Genomic DNA, 17,823 nt, shown 5'->3' on the forward strand with positions numbered 1-17,823 from the left:
AACGCAGTGTTCAGACATTCTTAATACACATAAAAAGTCTCTCTCCCTTAATCTTTCATCTGCTCAATGGCGACAATTTCAGAGCGGTTCATAGTGAGTTTATAACGTTCAAGCTGGACCTCATCTTTGGCCTTAAAACGCATGACCAAATTGATTTGATAACGCCGCTCTACAGAGTTTTTTGACACTTTGTGCCCCTCTAGGCTGTAAAGCTTTCCAGCGCCTTTCTTCAAATAGCGTGCAAATGAGCTCATGTTAAATGTTATACGTTGCTGTACTTCTTCATACCCGGGTAAGAATTCGTTTACGTGCACTTGATTCTTTGCGCAAAAATGCAAGAAGTTCGCTTCTTGTCGATTCTGTCTACCACGTTTTTTAAGCAATTTATCAACATCGTCTGGGATCTCTTTTTTCTTGATATGCTCCAACCATATAGTTTGTGTACAGACAGTCGCATCATTCACAGAGTTTTTGAACTTGTTGCGCCACTTTGGCCTACCCTTTTGTATTTGTCGCCATGCCCACTGAGTTAAGTCATCTTTAAAGGTTTCTCTTAAGCCGTAGATAACACCCAATAACGCGATGAGCGCAACTGTGATCTCTTCAAAATTAGAGCGCGCGTTCAGGACCAAGTACATGACGAAAGCCATTATCACCGCAGTTACGCCGCCGCGCGCTAGGCGTTTTAAGTTTGCGCCTAAGTTAGTCGTTTCTTTATTAAAAACAACCCCATACTCTATCAGCCTTTCAAGTAAGCGCATCTTATTGGTAATGCGATTTGGGTCGTCTAAAGTAACTTGTGAGTTATAACTAAGCTTTTCTCGATACTCACTCTCTTGTTTACAAAAATCGACAACCGTACTTCTTTCGCGACTAAATTCACTAGATTTTGGACCTCTTGCTAGTAGTTTCAAAAACGCTTGTTCCGTGTGCCAACTCAAATAATTGTCTGCATTTTGAAAGTAAGACTTTAGCTTGTTATCTGGTGGCGTGTAGCGTCTCAATTTTACCAACAAACGTGCCGACTGTTCCACCAGCTCAATAGCTGCAGGATAAAACTCATCAGCTTGCTTCAGTTTAAGCATGTCTTTCACATCTGCGTCTAATGCAATGCGAATTTGATAGCAAAATAAATTTAAATTAACTCGATAGTCACTTTTTTGCCCTTTGCTTTGGCTAATAAAACGGCTTCTCACTAATGGTAAGTGTAACTGTTCAGAATAGTAGGCACTGTGACTCTTAATGTTCGCGTTAAAGTAGTCAACTTCATTTAGCGTATTGGCATTGATACCCATATCGGTAGGTATAGAAAAATACAGGTCAAGTTGGTTGGCTTCTTTGGGCAGGAGCTGATAATTGATTTTAAAAGATAGGCTTTCGTCTTGGCTTAGTTTCGCTTTACTCACTCGAATAATGTACCTCCAATTTTTTATACACTGCAATTATAACACAAATCCTTTGGGAACATCGGCTTATGCCCTGAAATACTCGGTTTTTTGTACCAAAGTCGAGGTTTGCAAACCTTAGGCTTTTAGAGATAATAAGGTTTTAATTCAATAAGAAGTATTGATGACAAACTCACCCCAAACACCTGAAAATATTGAAAGTTTTATAAACCATGTGGCAACACCGGGTAACATCATAGAATTTGAGCAGACCATATCGTTGATAGACAGCCACTATGTATTTAGTCCATGTGCATTCGAAAGTGGCGAACAGCACAATGAAGCAGGCACTAACTTAGGCTCGTGCAAAATATTAGCATTTGCAAAACTGCATAACTTGTCAGCGCAAGCAACACTACACTGCTTTGGCCGCTATTATAGGGAAGACGTTTTACTCAACCCCAAAGGCACTGATCACGCAAATATCAGAAACTTCATTAAATTTGGCTGGCAAGGCGTGTATTTTTCTCAATTCCCTTTGGTTCAAAAGTCGTAAATTAAATCGGGTGCATCGCAAACGAGTGCAGAACATGCGCCCAACCTTTACTGCAAATACTCCCTGCTTTAATCACTTTGTAAAACGTGAATCCAAACCGACAGTGCTTTCGTATAATTCCGCTTTGACAAAACCTTGGATTAAGATGCAATTTAGAGAAGACGAAACGTCACGAATAATTGAAATGGCCTGGGAAGATAGAACTCCATTTGAGGCAATACACACCTTGTTTAAATTGGATGAACAAGCTGTTATTCAGCTCATGCGAAGAAACCTTAAGCCTCGCAGCTTTAACAGTTGGCGGACTCGCGTATCAGGACGGAAGACTAAACATTTACACATGCGCTCAAAAGATATTGTGAGGGGTTACTGTAAAACCCAATATAAACATAGATAGTATTTGAAAGCAGTGTAATGCAATAACTATGTGCCAATTAACGCCATGCTTGATTCAATTTTAGGGCGGGTCTTTGCACAAAACTATACTCCCAAATCCTCGCGTGATTTCCGTTTTAAAAGTAGAGTGAAATAGATGGGCTCACCAGCCCATCCAAATAGGTTTTAGCCACATACTTAACTGACAGTACAAGTTGCCATTGTCTCTATTAAGTTTTGTGCGGTTAAATCTTCTGTCACGAGATAGCCTTTTACAAAATCATAGCCTTTAATCATGTACCTACCTTAACCACATATTGAAGAGGTATACAAAGTGAGAATAGAGCTTTCAAATACTCCAGTGGTTGCTCGTAACTTGACCAAAGCTTCCAAAAACTCAAAACCATCCATAAGCGGCATATTGATATCGAGAAAGATAATCACAGGCGGGAACTTGTCAGGGTATCGTTTCGCATTGTGCTCATAGTTAGACAAACAATCGATCGCGACTTGTCCATTGTCAGCTTCAAAGATATGACCCGTGTAGCTGGCATTTTTCAACGCACGTGTCAGCAGATACCTATCTACGTCATCGTCGTCAATCATCATAATGGTATATTCTCTCATCTGCACTTTCCTTACTATGAGATAGGTCAACAAACTCGGCGCAAAACATTTACATAAATAAAATCAATAATTTATATTGCAAAATACTCGCTCTTGCTTACTCAAGTCTAGTCAAACAGCCGTAATCCACAAATTAAAGCAAGAAGCAGGTGTGTAATATGAAGAAGCCTTTGAAATGTGATAAAGAAGAATAAGTGGCTATGTAACGGCTTCAAGGTAGATCAAGTTTGCCATTGCTTGTTCATTGCTAGAGCCACAGGTTTCTTTGTCTGCTTTGAAATCACTACAAACCTTGGGCCGTTCCGGCTTACCAAAAATCGAGCATAGATTTTGCTCGTTTAAATACTCACAGCGCACATCGGCTGCTTTTTTCAAAGAGCTGATACTTGGGGCGACACAACAAGCACCGCAACCTAACCTACACTCCATTTCTACCCCCAAACCAAAAAGCTGAGATTATACGTATTAGCACACTTTCTGTATGCAAAAATGATTCTTTTATTAAATTTTAAGCAATTTTACCCGCTAATTGTAAAATTGTGACAATAATCGCAATGCTTTGTTACATATTGATATGAGATCAAAACACCTAGAAATATCTATTGGCGTATTATTCTGTGTAACCGATACGTATCAGTATCAAATTTGTCAATTCGGGAAGGAATTAACATCGTGGCTAGTAAAAAACAAATCATATTACCCTGTGTGGTTTTGCTTGGAGGTATCGCAAGCGCTATTGCATTTTCTTCAATGCAAACACCTCCGCAAGAAAAACCAGAGAAGATCATTCATCCGCTTGTCGAGGTATCGCCGATCCATACATCGTCTCTGCAAATGTCGGTAAGCTCTTATGGTATCGTCAAGCCAAAATACAGCACACAAATGGTTGCTCAAGTCAGCGGACAAATTATTGACCTCTCTAAAGCTTTTGTTAAAGGGGGATTTGTTAAAAAAGGGGCGATTTTAGCGCGCATAGATCCCAATGATTATGAAGCCGCGCTTATTGATGCGGAGGCTAACCTCGCACAAGCTAGTTCTGCTCTCGAAATCGAGCAAGCTCAAGCGCATGTAGCCAAAACTGAATGGGAGCGTATTAAAAATAACGCTAACTCCACGATTCCCTCTGAATTGTACTTACGAAAGCCTCAATTAGCCGAAAAGCTAGCACGATTTAAAGCCGCCCAAGCCAGCGTTAAACGTGCAAAACGCAACCTTGAACGCACCTATATCAAAGCGCCGTATGATGCAATTATCGAAACTCGCTCACTGAGCCTTGGTAGTGTCGTAAATCAAGGTAGCTTAGTCGGGGTTTTAAATTCTATTTCTGTAGCCGAAGTACGTTTACCAGTAGCTGATAATGAGCTCCAGCATCTTCAAAATAATGGAATCAACGCAAATGTCACACTCACTGCGAAAGTGGCAGGCCAAGAAGTCAACTGGCAAGGCACAATCGTACGCAGTGAGGGAGTCATCGACAGCCGCAGTCGTATGACCTACCTTGTTGCGCAAGTTGAACGCCCATATGACGACACGCAAAAGCCACTGCGCTTTGGCGCATATTTAAATGCAAATATAAAAGGAAAGCGAGTCAATAACGCTGTGGAAATTCCTCACCATTTGGTGAGAAATGGGCAGGTGGCGATTCTAAACAGCGACCAAACGCTGTCATTTAAAAAGCTCAATATTGTTCGAGAATATGACGGCCTAGTCGTTATAGATCAAGGGCTTGAATCTGGGCAAAGCCTCATCACATCAGCGCTTGAATATCCTACCGAGGGCATGCAACTACGCATTGATGATAATATACCCACTCAAGCCGCGACTCAGCTTGCATTAAAAGAGGAGTAATGGCGCATGGAGACTCAAGAAAAAGGCATCATTGCTTGGTTTGCGCGTAACCCAGTTGCCGCTAACCTTTTAATGATATTTGTACTAGTTGGTGGGTTACTGACCGCATTCACCATTCAAAAGCAAATTTTCCCACAGAATAAAAATTACCGGTTGAGTATTCAAGCAGTCTACCCTGGTGCTGCACCACAAGAAGTAGAAGAAGGGATCACCATAAAAGTGGAAGAAGCGATGGAAGGGCTAGAAGGTATAAAAAGGCTCATTACCTACTCTAATCGTGGATTTTCACAAACTTGGATTGAAGTTGACCAACAGTATGAGCCAAAAGACGTCCTCGACGAAGTTAAGATGCAGGTAGACGCCATCTCTAATTTCCCCTCTGGTATGGAGCGTCCAATTGTTCGTAACGAGAAAAACGAACAAGATGTAATGTTGCTAACGTTAAATGGCGACATGGACTTCAAGGAGCTGAAGAAACTTGGCAATATCCTTCACGATGAAATGCTTGCACTCCCAGGCGTGAACTTAGTGAATTTTAACAGCGGCCTGGACTATGAAATAGGTATTGAAGTGAGCCCAGACAAGTTGCGTGAATATGGCTTAACATTCCGTGATATCTCCTCCGCCGTACAGAGCTTTTCAGCCAATATGTCGGCTGGGCAAATTCGCTCAGACAATGGCTACATTTCAATGCGTGTTGAAAACCAAGCTTACCAAGGTCATGAATTTGAGCAACTGCCTTTAATTACGCTAGAAGACGGCGCGCAAATTCGCTTGGGTGATGTCGCCAAAATTTCAGATGGTTTTGAAGAAGGCTTAATGTACTCGCTATACAATGGCAGGAATTCACTGTTGTATGAAGTCATGGCCTCCAAAGATCAAGACATCACAAAAGTTGCCAGTGTTATAAAAGGCTACTTAAAAGAGAAAGAATCTCAGCTTCCACAAAACGTAAAACTTGAGCCTTTTTTAGATTTCACTTACTACCTCGAAGGCCGCCTAAACATGATGATTGAGAACATGGTTATCGGTGGGATTCTGGTAATGTTGATGTTGGCGTTATTCTTAAGAGTTAGACTCGCGTTTTGGGTAATGATGGGTTTACCTGTTTCGTTCTTAGGTGCTTTCTTACTCATGCCTATGGGCTTTATGGACATTACAATCAATTTAGCTTCTTTGTTCGCCTTTATATTGGTACTCGGCATTGTTGTGGACGATGCTATCGTCGTCGGAGAATCTGCACACGCAGAAATTGAAAAGTATGGCCATAGTCTAGATAACGTGGTTCGCGGAGTTAAACGCGTTGCCGTGCCTGCAACCTTTGGTGTACTTACAACAATTGCAGCATTCTTACCACAAACTTTGTCTACAGGCCCTGAAGCCGCATTTTCCAAGGCGATTGGTGGAGTCATTATTCTGTGTTTGATCTTCTCATTGATTGAATCAAAACTGGTCCTTCCTGCTCACTTAGCAGCCATGAGAGACAAGCCCAGCAATCCCAAAAACCCACTTCACCGTTTGAGAGCGGGTATGGATAATGGTTTAAAACACTTTATCGACAATATCTACAGACCATTTATTGACAAGTGTATCCACTACCGTTACACGGTGATCGTCGGCTTTATCTGTATTTTGATTGTTAGCGCAGGACTATTTGCTGGCGGATTCATTAAGTTTGTCACGAACCCTAAAATTCCACACGACTTCCCTAGCATACAAGTTGAAATGAACTTATCTGCTTCAGAGTCTGCAACGCTTGACACAGCCAATAAAATTGAAAAGCTGGTGTGGGATGTTGAAAAGAAAATTGAAGAAGAGTATGGGCAGGTGATGGTTAAAAACCTGTCGGTAAACATGAATGGCCGCACCAATGCTTCAATCCGCGCTATCTTGGTTGAACCTCATTTACGTCCAATTGACACTTTTGAGCTAAGCGAAATGTGGCGAGAAAGCATGCCGCCTTTGCCCGGCGTTAAAAGCTTGAATATTGAAGACAGTGTCTTTGGCGGTGGTCGCGATGATGGCGACATTAGCTTCCGCCTTGAGGGTAAAAACAAAGAGACGCTGAGAGAAGTTGCGGCCAAGCTAAAAGCGAAGCTAAGAACTGTGGAAGGCGTCGGAGATGTAAATGACTCCATGCAGTCTGCTACGGATGAAATCAGACTAGAGCTTAAACCGTTAGCTTACAGCATGGGCTTGACCTTATCCGATGTCGCTTCGCAAGTGAACTTTAGTTATTACGGACTTGAAGCCCAACGTATTTTACGTAACGGTGAAGAAATAAAAGTTATGGTTCGCTACCCTCGAGAGCATCGTAATGCCATCAGTGACATCCAAGATGTGCGTATCATTTCACCTGCTGGGGCTGAAATCCCATTGGTTGAAGTGGCCGACATCAACCTCGTTGAAGGTGTTAACCGCATTCGCCGAGAAAATGCGAAGCGCACTATCAATGTCTGGGCATCTGTAGATACTGACAAAGCAGAACCTTTCAAAATTGCTGAACAAATAAGCGAAGAGTACTTGCCTAGCTTATTAGAAAGTTACCCTGACGTTACGAGTAGCATTACCGGACGAGTGCAAGAGGAATTGGACAGCGTTGCTGAGCAACTGCGCGATTTTGCTTTATCGCTGATGATCATCTTTGCACTTTTAGCTATCCCACTTCGCTCATATTTACAACCTTTATTGATTATGTCTGTGATCCCGTTTGGTGTTGTCGGTGCTGTATTAGGTCATATGGTTCTTGGCATAACAATGAGTGGATTATCCTTCTTTGGCATCATTGCTGTAGCAGGTGTTGTGGTTAACGACTCTCTGGTAATGGTTGACTTTGTCAACAAAGCACGAGAAGGAGGACTAAGTATCAAAGACGCTGTTGTTGAAGCTGGATGCCGCAGATTCCGTGCAATCCTACTTACATCACTCACGACGTTTATCGGTTTAATACCCATCATTATGGAAACCAGTTTGCAGGCGAAAATCGTTATTCCAATGGCGGTTTCGTTAGCCTTCGGTGTCCTATTTGCAACGGTTATTACTCTAATACTCATTCCTTGCCAATACGTTGCGCTTGAGGATGCAAAACGTATTGGTAAAAAGCTGTTTGGTAGAAAAAGCGAGGAAATTACCCAAGTACAATCCAATTTGAATTAAGTAAACTCCCTTCCTGACCAAGCCCAGCATGTATGCTGGGCTTTTTCACTCTACAAATTATTACATTTAAATAACAAAAATTACCTTATTTATTAAGTTACCGTTAAAATAAAGCGGACTAAATTGCTTGGAAATAGGAGACCACTTCCTATTGACTAAAAATAATGTGAAAACTGCCATTGATAAGGAATGAAAATGCGCAAAATACTTTTGGCCTCACTCGTTGGATTGTTAGCTGCCTGCGGTGGCGGTAGTAATTCATCAGGAAACGACGATCAACGCCCTTCTACACAAAACCGAGCCCCTACAGTTACACTCAGTGGCGATTCGCTCGCTCTATCAAAAGAATCTATTGTTATCACTACCAGTTTTATCGACCCGGATAACGATCAACTTACCGTAAATTGGACAAGTTCACTAGACGGCGTTCAGTTTGACCAAGAATCAATGACCAGAACAGTGGTTAAACTCCCGTCTGTAACAGAAAGACAAAGCATTACTGTCACATGTGAGGTCTCGGACGGGGTGAGTTCTCCAGTGACTAAAACCCACATAATTTCACTCTATCCAGAAGTTGTAGGCGCTAACATTGAAATGCAGGACAGTTATACGTTCAGTGGTGGTGACACAGTTTCATTGACAGCATCATTTGCAACTGACGCAAATATTCAAAAGGTGAGTTGGGGATTTGAAGGCCTAAACCCGACGCACAAGGTATCGACATCAAACGCAGGGCGCACAGGAGACTCTACGCTAACCCTCACACTTCCTGATGTATCAGAGGAAACTGAGTTTACTGTGGTGATTAATGTTGTGACCGACAACGACGTACATACTCGCCCAGCAAAAGTAAAGATAACGCCTGCTGACGGCCCTTCTTTAACTTTATCATTACCAGAACAGGTGACAGTAGCAAGCGGCAAAACCGCAAGTATCGTCCCAACTATTTCTCATAGCGACGAAATCGAAGCTTATGCATGGCTATGGCAACCAGACCCGCAGCCAACCAACGCCACCAGTGAGAGTAAAACCTATAGCTTTACCGCCCCTGCTGTTTTGCAAGACACCACGTTTGATTTGTCACTAAAGGTTTCAATGAAAGGTAGTGTGACTGAAACTGCTAGTACAAAGGTTTTAGTCACAAAGCAAGAAACCCAAACCCCCATCTCACTAACTAGCTCTCACGAAGTGGCCGCTTCAGGACAGACGGTCGTAATAAACAGTAACCTGACGGACTTTTCGAATATCGATAGTGTCACATGGGCTATCAACAATCAGTTTGATGAACAATATCTCACCAAGGAAAACAGTAAGCTGACGATACAAATACCTGAAGTCGAGAGCTTTAATAATTTTCATACCATAAGCTATAAAGTGAAATACAAGTCAGGCGAAAGTACAACCGCAACGCAACCGCTGATTTTCCATAATACAGCAGCAACGAGAGACTCTATCAATATTCCTGATAAAGACCATAGGTTTGAACTTTATCCTAAACGTGAAGTTACACAAAACTACACCTTAGAAAGCTCAGTGCCAATTGACCAAGTGCGCATTGTCCCCATCACTAACTTGTACACTTACGATAAATTAGACGTCACTCAGACGGACGGCATTACCGCTGTGACGGTATTAGATAACCAATACACGATAAGTTCACTAAGAGCATTTAACCTAATAATCAAAGCGGGCTTTGCCGAAAAAGAAGTTAAAATCTATGCCGAATCGTACAACTCTCTATTGAGAACCTATGCAGGCGTCAATGAAACCTATGTAAGTGGCTCGACATTTTTCTTGTATGGTCAGTTCATCCATTTAGATGGCAACACTGACTATGTTCCTTCTTGGGACAGTTTTGGTGGAGTATCAAAGACTTCAAATGATGTCGCCTTAACCGCCCAATATCAACAGATAATACCGCAAGACCATGAAGCTAGATTGTCTCTATTCACAAGAGATGAAGCAGATACATATGTGACAAATAGTCTAGAAATTGTATTAGCAAACAACTTAGAAATCGAAGGTGAGCACTACCGCTGTGTTGTTGAAGACCGAGTATTAACAAGGTGTACCAGTACCAACAGTCAACTTAGATTTGAAACTCAGCCTGAACAACTTAAACAAGTGGTTACCCGCGGTTATTATGCCTGCTTATTAGGTAATGAGGGAGACGTTCACTGTGCAGGGTTTAACGACTCACCAGTGTCAGAAGTCCCCGTGTTGGAAGGAGTCAGCAAACTAAATGCGGTCAATTATGATACTGCTTGTGCACAATTTGCTGATGCAAGCTGGCAATGCTGGGGGAATGATGTTGAGCCCGTGCAGCAGCTTATCGCACAATCAGGTGTCGTACATCAAATTTTGGGTAACAATACGCATACCTGCTTAGTTAGAGACGGTCACTTAAGCTGCTATGCTGGCAACACTTTGGCATTCCAAAGTAGTGGAGACTTTGTAGAAAACATCGTAATGGATGATGGTAAACTGTGTTATAGAAGCCAAGGCTCTAATACACTCAAGTGCCCACTAGAGGATTAAACAGAGTCACTCTTCCCGCTACAGAACTGGGCGTTCGATCAGCTCTGTAGCATGGTATCCCAACGGATTCCGCTCTACTTTTACTAATTCCTAGCTTTTATAAAAATACGCTATTTATCCTAATATAAAATAAGCAGTTAGGTTATTTTGACTAGTTAACTTTACAAATGAACTGAATAAAGACACACTAGAGACAGTGATTCGAAACTCTTTTTTAAAATGAAATATCTCTGTTTGATTTTCGCTCTGACGACACTTTTTTTAGTTGGTTGTGGTAACGAAGAAGCAGGTCGAGGTGATAAAGACACCCCAGGCTATGCCGCTACAATGTATTTTGATGCACTATACAACCGCAAGGATATGAAAGCCGCGCTTAAGCTGTCTACCCCCAGACTCGCTAGAATAATGCGCTCTTACGGTACGCCATCACAATTCACTAGAAACCTAGTTAATATGCAATTTGATCACGTCACAATAGAGTTAGACATGACCAATAAAAGCTTGCGTGAACAATATGGAAATAAAGCCAAGGTGAACCTGATCTTTACTGGGCAGTTACATGGCGACCAAGTGGACGACATGCGCAGTGTGCAAATGGTAAAACGCAAGGGTGACTGGTACGTCGATAAAATCAATCCAGACCCCTACGCACGCTAAAAAACTATCAAGCGTTTCGTGAGTCCACACTAAGCGCTTCGTCTCTAAGCTTCAACCATTTTTCTAGTGTTTCTTTGTCCCCTTCAGAAATCGTACCTGACTCACAAGCCCCCTGCAATTGCTGAGAAATTGTCTTATCATAAATGGTCGCTGATTGCTTTCTTTGCCAACTCAAAAAGTCGTGATACGGAAGTTTTGCTTGATTAGAAATAGACAGTGCTTCTTCTAGTTTTTCCAGCCCGACCATTCCATTACTGTCGCAGAACGCACTAATACGATTACGCGTATTGCTGTTTTCAAAAACACTCGAGCACAGGGATTTAACCTCACCATCTGACGGCCCGAATGCTCTTGTTCCAAGCGGAAAAATAACTCGCTTCACCACACTTCTAAGCCCTCTTGGCAAAAAGTTCTCAATAAACGCTTTCGCAGCTTGACTGTAGTTTGTCAAATGATATGCCATAGCCACACGAAGAAGTGGTAAGTCACCACATTGGCGTCCATCGTCTTCATATTTTTTCAATACACAGGAAGCTAAGTACAAATGACTAAGCATATCTCCCAATCGGGCTGACTGCATTTCTCGATATTTAAGCGCACCACCTAAACGAAGCATCGCAATATCACTTAATACCGCCAACACTTGACTGTACCACGTCAGGAGTTGGTAATAGCGAGCCACATCTCCACTAACGGGCGAGCTGACAAAACGCGCCACAGTTAGGCCATTAAAAAGTGCTTTTAAGCTATTTATGCCAGAGTGAATGAGATGGGACAGCAGTAACTTGTCAAACTCTTTTAGGCCCTGCTCTTTATCTTCAAGTTGAACGGCTTCCATTTCTTTTAAAATGAATGGGTGGCAGCGGCTCGCTCCCTGGCCAAAGATCATTAAGTTTCTGGTCAATATATTCGCACCTTCCACCGTAATGCTGATTGGCATACCGGCATAATGATTGGCTAAATAATTTAAAGGACCTTTTTGAATTGCCTTACCACCATGAACATCCATAGCATCATTAATTACAACTCGCGCTTGTTCAGTTAAATGGTACTTCGCAATAGCAGTGATAACCGATGGTTTCTTGTTCAAGTCGACCGCCAACGCTGTATTTTCTCGTCCAGCCTCAATGCTATATGTCAGTCCGCATATTCTAGCTAACGTACTTTGCACGCCTTCAAACTGGCCTATGGGTTGCTTAAATTGATAGCGAAGTTGGCTATAGGCGGAAGTCGCCCTACTGCATAATTGCGCCGTACCAGCACTCAAAGCTGGTAGAGAAATTCCGCGTCCTGCACTCAAACAAGAAACTAACATTCGCCACCCAATTCCAACGCCATCTTGCCCTCCAATAACCCAATCTAGAGGAATAAATACATCGTTGCCCTCTGTTGTGCCATTCATAAACGCCAACCCCATAGGGTCATGCCTTTCGCCTTTAATGACGCCAGAATGGGCTGTCGGTATCAAGGCGCAGGTTATGCCAAGCTCCACTTGTTCACCCAACAAATGCTCTGGGTCATACACTTTAAACGCCAGCCCAAGTACATCAGCTACAGGGGCTAAAGTAATATAGCGTTTTGACCAAGTTACGCTTAATCCTAGCGTTTCTTTTCCTTCGAAATCTTGTTTACATACGGTCGCATAGTCGGTGATACCACCCGCATCGGAACCTGCATGCAGTGAGGTTAAAGCAAAACAGGGGATCACCTCTCCTGTTGCGAGCTTTGGCAGCCAGTGTTGTTGTTGCTCTTGTGTTCCAAAATGAAGTAATAGTTCAGCCGGCCCTAAACTGTTCGGTACCATAACAGTGACGGCCGCGGATAAACTGCGAGTCGCAATCGTTGAAACAATCACTGAATTTGCTTGCGCACTAAACTCCCTACCACCAAAGCTCTTTGGAATGATCATAGAAAAGAACCCTTGTTCTTTTAAATACTTCCAAACAGACTCAGGTAAATCCCCCTGTGCAGTAATTTGTGACTCATCGAGTATTGCCATGAGTGACTTCAGCTCATTATTTACAAAAGCCTGCTCTTCATCAGATAACCTTGGTTTGCCAGAGTGCAACCACATCTTCCAGTCTGGTTTACCGCTGAAAAGGCTTGCATCCCACCATGTGTCACCTGCCTTCATTGCTTCCTTTTCTGTATCTGATAGCTCGGGTAACGCGCGTTTAAAGTAATTAAACAATGGCACAGAAATCCACTTAACCCGTATTTCCTTAACGCCGAAAATAACCCAACCAGCTATAATTATTAATAAAACTAACCACATGAGAGTTTATCTCCTTCCTATAATTAAGATAAGTATGGATGAAAAATATACTAACTCAACCATAGCAAAGCATTGCTGGCAATAATTCAAAGCCACATTGTCACTGGTATATGAATAAACTTTGATTTAGCTTGTGCCCAATTTAACTTTCAGTGCTCTTTTGGCGATTGAGAGGACGCAAATAGACTGTTATCATCGCGTTTCTCTATAACAAAAAGTGAATAATTATGTCGGCAAAATTTAAACTCAGCCTAAGCGCGGTATTCGTCGCTGGGGCGCTCTCTCTGAGTGGCTGTAACTCGACAACAAGTGAAAAACTAACAGAAAAAGACGCTGAAGCATTCCTAGTACAAGCTGAAGAACAGCTTTTAGACCTGACAGTCAGAAGTAGCCGTGCAGCTTGGATATACGCTAACTTTATTACAGAAGATACTGCTGCACTCTCTGCTGAAGTTGGCGAAGAATACACAGCGACACTTGTTGCCCTTGCGAATGAAGCTGCAAAATTTGATGACCTAGAACTTAGCTATGATAACCGTCGTAAGCTTGACAAATTAAAATTAAACCTAACGCTGCCAGCGCCGAAAGATCCGGCTAAAACAGCAGAGTTAGCAAAGCTTTCAGCAGATTTAGATGGCCTTTATGGCAAAGGTAAATACTGTAAAGAAGGCAAATGCTTGAGCTTAGGTGATATGACAGCCAAAATGGCCAACAGCCGTGATTACGAAGAGCTATTAGATATATGGCAAGGTTGGCGCGATGTTTCTAAACCAATGCGCCCTCTTTATAAAGACTTAGTATCTCTTGCAAATGAAGGAGCCAATGAGCTTGGCTATGCTGACACAGGCGCTATGTGGCGTAGTAAATATGATATGCCAGCGGATGATTTCGCTAAAGAGCTAGACCGTATTTGGGGCCAAGTTAAACCTTTATATAACTCTCTTCACTGCCACGTGCGTGCAAAACTTGGTGAAAAATACGGCGAAGACAAAGTGCCTCAAAATCAGCCAATTCCTGCACACTTACTTGGCAACATGTGGGCACAATCGTGGGGTAATATCTATGATTTAGTTGCACCAGAAAATGCAGATCCAGGTTATGACTTGACGGAGTTACTTAAGCAGCACGACTACGATGCTATTAAGATGACGAAAGGTGCAGAAAAGTTCTTTACTTCAATGGGCTTTGAACCTTTGCCAGAAACATTCTGGACACGTTCACTGTTTTTGAAACCAAAAGATCGTGATGTACAGTGCCATGCTTCTGCGTGGAACTTAGACTCTAAAGATGATTTGCGTATCAAAATGTGTATTCAGCAAACCGGTGAAGAGTTTTCAGTTATTCACCATGAGCTAGGCCATAACTTCTATCAACGTGCATACAACAAACTACCTCTTTACTACCAAGAGAGCGCGAATGATGGTTTCCATGAAGCAATTGGTGACACTATCGCACTATCGGTCACACCTGGGTATCTAAAAGAAATCGGTTTATTAGATCACGTACCTGATGAGTCAAAAGACATCGGCTTACTAATGAAAATGGCAATGGATAAAGTTGCTTTCATTCCGTTTGGTTTACTTGTTGACCAGTGGCGTTGGAAAGTTTACTCCGGTGAAATAAGCCCAGAGCAATACAACCAAGCTTGGTGGGAACTGCGTGAAAAATACCAAGGTGTTAAGGCACCTGTTGCGCGTACAGAAACTGACTTCGATCCAGGTGCAAAATATCATGTCCCAGGAAATGTTCCTTATACGCGTTACTTCTTAGCTCATATTCTTCAGTTTGAATTCCACAAGTCTCTATGTGAAATTGCTGGCAGCAAAGAAGCTATCCACCGTTGTTCAGTTTATAACTCGAAAGAAGCTGGTGAGCGATTGAATACCATGCTTGAAATGGGCAGCAGTCGTCCATGGCAAGAAGCACTTGAAACAGTAACAGGTAGCAAGCAGATGGATGCAACGGCAATCCTTGACTACTTCGCACCTTTACAAGCATACCTAGACGAGCAAAATAAAAATCGCCAGTGTGGCTGGTAACCGCTCTTCCTTTAGATAGTGCAACAATAGTTGCACTATCTCTTTCAATTCGCCATATCTTGCAACAATTTTTTTCTTCCTCCTCTTTAAAAATATAGCTAAAGTATTGATATCAAGAGGAGAACATATGAACTTTCATCGTACCTGGCTGTATAGTCAGTTTGAACTAACCCGCCTATTTGCTACTAAAAGGGGCTGGCTCGCCGTAACCGCGTTTTCGCTGGTATGGTTTATGGTCCTACGCTATCCAATTTACAACGCGGTGCCATTTCTTAATAGTCCTGAATTTGAAGGCTTTGTCAGCCAACTGGCTGGCACAATTGGACTCAACAGTTTGGTCTCTTGGCCTGAAGCTGAACTCGCGATATTTTGGGTTATTGCGTTATTTACCTTTCCGATGTTTGCTTTGTTCGTTACCGCAGATCAAACAGTTGAAGATAGAAACCGAGGTACTGTTCGTTTCCTAACGTTGAGAAGTGCACGATTTGAACTGTTATTAGGACGCTTTTTTGGCCAAGTAATGATATTAGCCGCTTTGATTGGTTTGGTAAGCATTGCTACGTTAGTCATGATGAGTATGCGTGATACCGGTTTAGTAGGGGCTGGGCTAATCAAATCGGTCGCAATATGGGCTAAATTATTAGTGACATGTTTGCCGTTTATCGCACTGATGAGCTTACTAAACTTAGTAACTAATTCTGCGCGGATGAGCATTGTATTTGCGATTTTATTTTTTACCATTGTCGCTTCAATAATCACTTACATTGGCGATGTATATCCAATGTTTGCTTGGCTAAATTACTTGATCCCTGGGCATCATATTGGCGATATAACAGGCTGGCAAAGCAGCTCTAACTTCGCTCTAGTCTTGCCAATTTTCCAAGCTGCTGCACTACTGGGTGCTGCACAATTCATTTTGCGGGAGCGTGACCTATGAGCACAGTTATAGAAGTGAGTGCACTGTCAAAGTCCTTTGGTGCAAAACAAGCATTATCCGGTGTTAACTTCAAAATAGAGCAAGGGAGTACGGTCGCTTTAGTGGGTCCAAATGGCGCGGGTAAAACCACCCTATTCAGCATTATTTGTGGCTACCTCAAGCCAGACACGGGGCATGTCGATATCATCGGGCATCCGCCACGCAGTGCAGCTTTATTCAGTAAGTTAAGTGCACTTCCACAAGACGCGCAGCTCGACCCCAAGTTTTCAGTAGCTAAACAACTAAGCTTTTACGCACAATTGCAAGGTATGGACAAAAAGTCAGCTTTAGCTGATACCCAACGGGTACTAGAGCTTGTTGACTTGTCACATGTGGCACAATCCAAAACATCAGAGTTATCGCATGGAATGCGCAAGCGAGTATGCATTGCACAAGCCTTATTGGGCAACCCGGAAATTGTTCTACTCGATGAAGCCACTGCCGGTTTAGACCCCAAAAATGCCAAAGCGATTAGAAACCTCATCGCTTCCTTAAGAGGCAACATTACTTTTATTTTGAGTTCACACGACCTCAGTGAGTTAGAACGCCTATGTGACACGGTCTTGTATTTAGAGCAAGGACAGTTGAGTAGTCATCAAAGTGACCTGCACCAAACACAACAAGGGAGCTATATCACACTACAAATGCTTAATCTCAACGACCAAATGCAGGCCCAAATAGCACAATTGCAAGGGGTAACAAATGTTAAGCAAACTCAGTCCGACGAACTGGTGATAGAATATACCAAGCACGCGGAACCGTTAGATTTGTCACTACTGACTTTAATACATAAAAATCAATGGACCTATAAGCAAATCGTGAATGGTAGAACCTTGGAAAACCAGCTGTTTGTTGACTGAGCCCCAAACTAAAATACAAGTGCCTCTGCTAACCAGAGGCGTTTTTCTCGTCTATTTACATGCGAAAGGCCTTCATTGAGAACCTTACGTTTAATACACCATACAAAATCGAGTTGGGCAGTTCCATCCCTTGGTGACCTCGAAAGACCTCTCAAAAATAAGGGCGTAAAACGTGCGTCTCAACTTGCACTGCAACTCGGCTCTCGGGTTACTGCCCGACAGTATGTTTTTCAGCAGCTCTGCAAAACGCGCACTAGACACAGCCAAAATCATTCACCAAACTTGCGCACCACAAATCCCGCTAAATATATACGTCCCATTGTATACATTTTGTGAGCATGAACACCACTTTGCTATTCAAGACCTAGATGAACCAGCACCAGACTGCCAAGATATTTGTATTATTGCTCATAACCCGACTTTAACATTACTGGCAAACAGTCTCAATGCAACGCGAATTGAAAATATCACCACTGCTGTGCGCCTTGTTATTCAGAGCCACTCTGATTGCTGAGCACAACTCAACCCTAC

General features: G+C 42.5%; 14 protein-coding genes. 10 read left to right on the plus strand and 4 right to left on the minus strand.

Annotated elements, in window-relative coordinates; all coding sequences use genetic code 11:
- Positions 1-47: 47 nt before the first annotated feature.
- Positions 48-1,406, minus strand: coding sequence for a hypothetical protein (locus tag N482_RS07390; protein WP_063376425.1), 1,359 nt, complete (start codon positions 1,404-1,406; stop codon positions 48-50).
- Positions 1,407-1,569: 163 nt separating this feature from the next.
- Here N482_RS07390 and N482_RS07395 point away from each other — a divergent pair, with 163 nt between their 5' ends.
- Positions 1,570-1,941 carry a HopJ type III effector protein gene (locus tag N482_RS07395; RefSeq protein WP_063376426.1) on the plus strand — a complete coding sequence of 124 codons (372 nt, stop codon included), beginning with the start codon at positions 1,570-1,572 and terminating at the stop codon, positions 1,939-1,941.
- 145 nt (positions 1,942-2,086) lie between these two features.
- The gene (locus N482_RS07400; protein ID WP_063376427.1) at positions 2,087-2,338 is read left to right on the plus strand and encodes a TIGR03643 family protein; all 252 of its coding nucleotides are present in this window, start codon (positions 2,087-2,089) and stop codon (positions 2,336-2,338) included.
- A gap of 284 nt (positions 2,339-2,622) precedes the next feature.
- Here the strand turns inward: N482_RS07400 and N482_RS07405 are convergent, their stop codons facing one another.
- Positions 2,623-2,943 carry a response regulator gene (locus N482_RS07405; RefSeq protein ID WP_081227820.1) on the minus strand — a complete coding sequence of 107 codons (321 nt, stop codon included), beginning with the start codon at positions 2,941-2,943 and terminating at the stop codon, positions 2,623-2,625.
- A gap of 198 nt (positions 2,944-3,141) precedes the next feature.
- Positions 3,142-3,372, minus strand: coding sequence for a hypothetical protein (locus tag N482_RS07410; RefSeq protein ID WP_063376428.1), 231 nt, complete (start codon positions 3,370-3,372; stop codon positions 3,142-3,144).
- A 243-nt stretch (positions 3,373-3,615) separates the two neighbouring features.
- Between N482_RS07410 and N482_RS07415 the strand changes: the two genes are divergently transcribed.
- From N482_RS07415 to N482_RS07430, 4 genes are all read left to right on the plus strand, one after another.
- Complete coding sequence (locus N482_RS07415) at positions 3,616-4,791, plus strand: efflux RND transporter periplasmic adaptor subunit (RefSeq protein WP_063376429.1); 1,176 nt, start codon at positions 3,616-3,618, stop codon at positions 4,789-4,791.
- 6 nt (positions 4,792-4,797) lie between these two features.
- Positions 4,798-7,947 (plus strand): efflux RND transporter permease subunit, encoded by a 3,150-nt coding sequence (locus N482_RS07420; protein WP_063376430.1) that lies wholly within the window; start codon positions 4,798-4,800, stop codon positions 7,945-7,947.
- A 195-nt stretch (positions 7,948-8,142) separates the two neighbouring features.
- Complete coding sequence (locus N482_RS07425) at positions 8,143-10,485, plus strand: hypothetical protein (protein ID WP_063376431.1); 2,343 nt, start codon at positions 8,143-8,145, stop codon at positions 10,483-10,485.
- A 219-nt stretch (positions 10,486-10,704) separates the two neighbouring features.
- On the plus strand, positions 10,705-11,142 hold the full coding sequence (locus N482_RS07430; protein WP_063376432.1) for a hypothetical protein: 438 nt from the start codon (positions 10,705-10,707) through the stop codon (positions 11,140-11,142).
- A 7-nt stretch (positions 11,143-11,149) separates the two neighbouring features.
- On the opposite strand, the gene N482_RS07435 is transcribed toward N482_RS07430, so the two are convergent.
- Positions 11,150-13,417 carry an acyl-CoA dehydrogenase gene (locus N482_RS07435; protein ID WP_063376433.1) on the minus strand — a complete coding sequence of 756 codons (2,268 nt, stop codon included), beginning with the start codon at positions 13,415-13,417 and terminating at the stop codon, positions 11,150-11,152.
- Between the two features lie 227 nt (positions 13,418-13,644).
- Between N482_RS07435 and N482_RS07440 the strand changes: the two genes are divergently transcribed.
- The 4 genes from N482_RS07440 to N482_RS07455 all read left to right on the plus strand — a co-directional run bounded on the left by N482_RS07440 (position 13,645) and on the right by N482_RS07455 (position 17,806).
- Positions 13,645-15,456, plus strand: coding sequence for a M2 family metallopeptidase (locus N482_RS07440; protein WP_063376434.1), 1,812 nt, complete (start codon positions 13,645-13,647; stop codon positions 15,454-15,456).
- Between the two features lie 127 nt (positions 15,457-15,583).
- Positions 15,584-16,393 (plus strand): hypothetical protein, encoded by an 810-nt coding sequence (locus N482_RS07445; protein WP_063376435.1) that lies wholly within the window; start codon positions 15,584-15,586, stop codon positions 16,391-16,393.
- Positions 16,390-17,292: an ABC transporter ATP-binding protein gene (locus tag N482_RS07450; protein ID WP_063376436.1), complete on the plus strand. Its 903-nt coding sequence runs from the start codon at positions 16,390-16,392 to the stop codon at positions 17,290-17,292. Before N482_RS07445 ends, N482_RS07450 begins: the two co-directional genes overlap by 4 nt.
- 172 nt (positions 17,293-17,464) lie before the next feature.
- Complete coding sequence (locus N482_RS07455) at positions 17,465-17,806, plus strand: histidine phosphatase family protein (protein ID WP_063376437.1); 342 nt, start codon at positions 17,465-17,467, stop codon at positions 17,804-17,806.
- Positions 17,807-17,823 lie beyond the last annotated feature (17 nt).

This window comes from Pseudoalteromonas luteoviolacea NCIMB 1942, assembly GCF_001625595.1.
Lineage (GTDB): Bacteria > Pseudomonadota > Gammaproteobacteria > Enterobacterales > Alteromonadaceae > Pseudoalteromonas > Pseudoalteromonas luteoviolacea_A.